Origin of the sequence: Alloscardovia macacae (assembly GCF_002259705.1) — a bacterium.
Taxonomy (GTDB): domain Bacteria; phylum Actinomycetota; class Actinomycetes; order Actinomycetales; family Bifidobacteriaceae; genus Alloscardovia; species Alloscardovia macacae.
This window is the reverse complement of record NZ_MWWT01000014.1, coordinates 1-4113: the sequence shown is the minus strand read 5'-3', so window position 1 is coordinate 4113 and position 4113 is coordinate 1. Positions and strand designations below refer to the sequence as shown.

The following is a 4113-nucleotide window of genomic DNA, read 5'->3' as shown; positions in this document are numbered from 1 at the left end:
TAATGCGAGTGAATTCTTACTCATTTTAGTCTTGTGATTTTGCCTGTGAGTAGTGAAGACTGGCTCTTCCTATTCGAAGGCGAATACTCACAGGTTTTCTGTCCATGAATGTGCTACATCAGAGTAAAAAGAGGAGATTATCCACATGGATATTTCTATGAAACGCGCTTTGCGTGGTCGCACTCGTGCTGGTATAGCTGCAGCTGCTGCTGTGGCTGTGCTGGCTACGGGTGGGGCGTGGCTGGCGAATGCTGCGGCTACGGCTACTTTGCCGACGCGTACTTTTACACTGGATAATAATGAGGCTATTACCAGTGATAACTTTACAGGTACGGGACTTTTTACGTTCCCTACGAATTCTACAAACGGTAATGGCGCTGGTATGGGCCTTATCGGCGTGAATAATCCGTCGAGTGCTGATTTGAATGGTCTTGAGTTCACTGTGTATGGTGGTCAGATGACTGGCGAGTCGGTGAATATTCCGCAGCTTACTATGACTTATAATGGTGGGCAAGCTACGAATACGATGGGTCGTCAGATTTATGGTCAGACAGCTGCTCAGGTTCAGGATGCTGCTCAGCAGGCGCCTTTGTGGAAGGGTAAGCGGCAGCCTGTGCTGACTGCGAACAAGAATATTAGTTCGTCAGATGCAGTGCTGTATTCGAGTACTGGTGCTATGGATTTGTTTATGTCTGTGGTCGAGCCTCGTGGGTATGAGCAGGGCACGGATAAGGTGTATATTCCTGATTTTTCGAAGCGTATTCAGCTGTCGGATTCTGCGAAGGCTGCTGGTTGGTCTATCGAAGACTTTACGGTGACGGGGCTTCCTGCTGGTGTGGCGTATGATTCTCAGACGGATACGATTCAGGGTTCCATTATCGGTGGTTTGGATAATTCTGGTAATAATTCTATCGAGTATGGTTTCCAGGGTGCTGAGGTGAACTTTACTGCGAAGAATTCTCAGACGGGTGTCGAGCAGAAGTTTGCTTTTGGTAAGTCTTCTCAGGCTATTATCGCTTTCCAGTATAAGGATACGAAGGCTCCTACTCTGGATGGTATTTCTGGTAAGACCACGACTGTGGATTTGAATGGTACAGTGAATCTGTATACGGGGTATAACGATAATGGTGGTACTCACGCTGGTAGGCGTAATGGTGCGAATGTTCCGCTTCAGTTGGTCGATGCTCAGGGTAATCCTTTGGGTCGTACTGCTACTGTGCGTAATAAGCTGGATGCTGCTGTGCTTGGTATGGCTGGTCAGGTGACGACTACGGGTGGTAATGCTGCTGTGGGTAGTATCGCGGATACGACTATTCCTGGACTGTCGTTTACGGGTAATGTGTCTGTTCCTGCTGCTGATCGTTCGGGTAAGGCTGTGGCTTCTGGCTTTGATACTGCTTTGACGGGTACTGCTTCGCAGGAAGGTATTTATGTGGTTCCTGTGTTCGCGAAGGATTCTAACGCGCCAAGCCACGATTATAATATTAATGGTAATGAGGCGCATGGGTATACGACTGTGGTGGTTAAGCCGCAGATTGTGGTGAAGAATGTGCATGCGTATGCTACTGAGATTCCTGTGTCTATTAGTTCTCATGCTACGACTGCGACGATTCAGACTCCTGACGGGTCGGTGACGAACTTGAAGGCTGTGAATGGTTCTTGGCTGGTGGATGCTGGTACGACGAATTCTGCTGTGAAGGAAGGCGATACTGTCGGTACTGTGGGCCAGGAGTTTAATCTGAAGGTGACGTCGGATGCGACGGCGAAGGCTGACGTGGATAATATTAAGGCGCAGGCGTTTGTCGAGGATGCGTCGGTGATGTTGTATCGTAATAAGGTCGAGTTGACCGATATTCATGGTACGAAGGTGACGGCTTCGTTTAATGCTCAGTCTGGTCAGTGGGAGCTTCCATCTGATTATCGTGAGGTTGTGAATGGTGATACGACTACGTATCGTCATATTTTGACGAATGCTTTGGCGAATGGTGATACGGAGTTTGGTATTTATGAGTATCATCGTACGCGTAATGCTGCTGGTGAAGCTACTGCGGTGAGCACTGAGGATATCGCGAAGACTACTGTTCCTCGCGAGCAGACTTCTAGTCAGCAGGGCATGACGGTGTTGCTGAAGTATAGTAAGGCTACGGATACGTGGACTGCGTCGGATGGGTCGTCTGTGACGGATTCGAAGGCGGATGGTCAGTGGCATATTACGCCTGCGTCGGAGTTTGATCCTATTACTCTTCCTACTATCGCGTCGTCGGATGATAAGGCGACTGTGGTGAATGATGCTCCTACTTCCTCGTCTACCTCGTATGAGGCTATTCAGGGTCAGTCGGTGAATACTATTCATCAGCCTGCTGCTGGTGTGAATATCGTGGATACGGAGGATGATTCGACGACTCCGCATAAGAATACGAAGATTACGAGTGTTCTTGTCGTGTATCCAGATGGGACGACGAAGCAGGAAACGTTTAATATTAAGGGTGCGAACTGGGTCGAGCAGGGGTCTGCGTCGTCTGATTTACGTTTGTTTAAGCTGGATCAGACTGGCGAGTATAAGGTTACAGTGAATGCTATTGATTCGAATGGTAACCTGGTGACTGCTGATTCGGATACGGCTACGGGTGTGAACGCGGGCGATAATACTGCGACGACGAGCACGACGTATACGATTACGGTCAAGGCGTCGTCCACGACTCCGATTGTCGTGTTTGAAGGCGACAAGATCGACAGCACGACGGTGAATGATAATGTGACTCCTGCTAATGTAGCAGGTTACACGTCTGCGAAGAAGGATCCATCGGATGTTCCGTCCACGGATGGTCAGGCTGGTAAGACACTATCTGCGAAGACGAGCGTGACATATACTCCGACCTCTGGTGACGCGTACACGGAAGAAGTGTCTGTTCCTGTGATTGTTCTACCTCGGGCGAAGAGCACAGTTACTGTGTCTGTGGGCACATCGGATGATGTTCTCAAGGGTATCGTGAAGACGGAAGCAGATCGTGTTCTCGCGTCTGATGATTTTAAGAAGTCTCTGCCAGAGGGTGCTACCGTGACATCTTCTGATATTACTGAGGCGATTGCTGCTGGGTTGACTGCTCAGGCTGGCGAGAATCGTGGTACTGTGAATGTTCCAGTCACCTATACGCTCAACGGTCAGACCTACACGGCTACCGTTCCAGTAACGGTAAACGTAGTAGCGAAGTCTACGACTACTCCGACTTATGTGTTTGATGGCGACAAAGTGCAGAATGATGATGTCAAGAAGCATGTCACACCTCAGAAGGTGGATGGATTCACCGCAAAGGTAGAAGACACAACTGATCTGCCAAACACATCTGGTCAGGCAGGTAAGACACTCTCCTCGTCCACGACTATCACGTATACGAATGACGCGACTGGTCAGGAGTTCAAGGAATCTGTGGATGTGCCTGTCATAGTTCTTCCGAAGACGAGTGGTGAGGTCACGGTGTCGAAGGGCACGTCGGATGATACGGTCAAGTCTGTGGTTAAGAGCGAGGCTGAGCGTGCTGTCAAGCAGAAGTCGTTCACTGACCTGCTACCAGCTGGTGCGAAGGTCGTCGCGACTGACGTGACCGAGGCTATCGCGAAGGACCTGACGGCTGAAGCTGGCCAGAACCGTGGTATCGTGAACGTGCCAGTCACCTACACTGTAGGCGACGAAACCTTTACGACCACTGTTCCAGTCACAGTAAACGTCGTGGATAACGCATCGTCTACTCCACTGGTCGTCTTCGAGGGCGACTGGAACGTTCACGATACCGCGGTTCTGACCTGGCTCAGCGGTAATGCCCGTCTTAATCGCCTCGGTAATATCCGAGGAGACGACGGTAGCACCCTGTGGGAGCCTGGAGGTGAACTCGCTGGAGGTGAGGATGCGGTCTGCTTCACTCTTCACTACAGCCTTGAGTTCATCGTCCGACGTACCCTGAGATACGGTGACCTGGCTGGATGCCTTCGGCAGAACAACCACTGGAACGGTGACCTTCTCACTAAAGGTACGGCCGGTCGTCTCGTCGGTGTAGGTGACGGTCGTGGTCGTATTCAGTGTCTGACCACCCTGACCCTTCGTGTCTGGAGTATCCC

General features: G+C 50.5%; 1 protein-coding gene. It reads left to right on the top strand.

All coding sequences use genetic code 11. The features are described 5' to 3' along the window. Positions 1 to 145: 145 nt before the first annotated feature. On the top strand, positions 146 to 4113 hold a 3968-nt coding region (locus ALMA_RS07960), incomplete at its 3' end, for a hypothetical protein (protein WP_211278358.1).